At 59.6% G+C, this 1,316-nt stretch carries 1 protein-coding gene and 1 pseudogene; one reads left to right on the top strand and one right to left on the bottom strand.

What is annotated here, in order from left to right; all coding sequences use genetic code 11:
* Positions 1–312: 312 nt before the first annotated feature.
* Positions 313–822 (top strand): GNAT family N-acetyltransferase, encoded by a 510-nt coding sequence (locus GWG65_RS40140; protein WP_275200910.1) that lies wholly within the window; start codon positions 313–315, stop codon positions 820–822.
* Between the two features lie 257 nt (positions 823–1,079).
* Here GWG65_RS40140 and GWG65_RS40135 read toward each other — a convergent pair.
* Positions 1,080–1,316, bottom strand: a pseudogene (locus GWG65_RS40135) (saccharopine dehydrogenase); the annotation flags it as partial.

The following is a 1,316-nucleotide window of genomic DNA, read 5'->3' as shown; positions in this document are numbered from 1 at the left end:
AAGCAAGGGATTCATGGGGAGCCCCGGAGCGGACTGTTCGCATTCCATTTGCTCGGCCCGAAGAACTTCTGTCAAGCAAGGGTTCTTGTTCAGAGGTCGCGTTGCGGATGTCCGTTGTGGGTCAAAAGCGGCGGTAGACGCCATGCTGGATCGGCGTCCGGTTTGCCTCTGGCAGCCGACATGACACGTCTTCAAGCGACCTTCGCCTTCGGGCCAAAATCAGAAGTCGAGCTTCTCTGGATTTGCGGTGTCGCAGAAGTTATCTTGTGCAACTCACTAGGAATATTCCCTGCCTGCCGGTGAAGACGAAGGATGACCGACGACGACATTGAAATACGTCGCCTCGCACGGGAGGACGCTGTCCTCTATCGAGACATTCGACTGGAGGCTCTCCAAGCCAACCCGGAAGCGTTCGGTAGCACCTTCGAGGTTGAAGATGCTCAGCCGCTGAGTTTGTTCTCGGATCGGCTCGGCAGCTCTACAGTGCTCGGCGCGTTCCGCGACACAGAGCTCGTCGGCATTGTCGGCTTTGCTGTCCAACAGGGCCAGAAAGAAGCTCACAAAGGCGCGCTTTGGGGAATGTACGTTCGACCCGCCGCAAGGAATGCCAAGGTCGGTCGACGGTTGGTCGAAGCGGTATGCAATCACGCCCGTCAGCAGGTTGAACTGATCCAGCTCAGCGTGGTGGTGGACAACGAACAGGCGCGGAGTCTTTACGCGAGATTGGGCTTCCTGGAGTACGGCGTGGAGAAGAACGCTCTGAAGCAAGCTGGCCGCTGCTACGACTTGGTTCTTATGGCAAAGGATCTCTCGCGGCACTGAATTATTTTGCGACGCAGACATCGACTGCTCACCAGCAGGCACGATTTCCGCAATGGGTCAATAGCAGCGGTAGACGCCGAGCTGGATCGGCATCCGGTTTGCCTCTGACTGCCGACATGACACGTCTTCAAGCGACCTTCGCCTTCGGGCCAGAAGCGGCCATTGAACCGGATTTGAGGCTCGCGCGCGATCAAGCCGCGCTTTCGTCGGTTACGATCCACGTAGTCCAGCACGCCGCTGCAGTCCTGAGCGTTACCTCAACGCGCGCTGAAGGTGAGGCCGGCGCGCTCCTTTAGACGCTTACGCAACGCCAGCCCCATCAGCGCGCCTGGCGTCCAGGTGCCGCCCTCGCCCTGCACGTCGCACACGAGGCAGAGAGCGCTTTCGGCGATCATCTTGCTGGTCGAGCCATAGCCCGGATCGCGGTCGCCCGTGACTACCGCCTCGACCCGTCGGCCATCCGGCAGTTCGCCCAGGAAGAGGATGTCGTAGAA

It is taken from the genome of Bradyrhizobium sp. CSA207, from assembly GCF_029051685.1.
Lineage (GTDB): Bacteria > Pseudomonadota > Alphaproteobacteria > Rhizobiales > Xanthobacteraceae > Bradyrhizobium.
Note: the sequence above shows the minus strand (reverse complement) of the source record. Positions and strands in the feature narration are given on the sequence as shown.

What these genes read in the sequence shown, in the direction of transcription:
- GWG65_RS40140 (WP_275200910.1), top strand. Translation starts at nt 313, where the DNA reads ATGACCGACGACGACATTGAAATACGTCGCCTCGCACGGGAGGACGCT.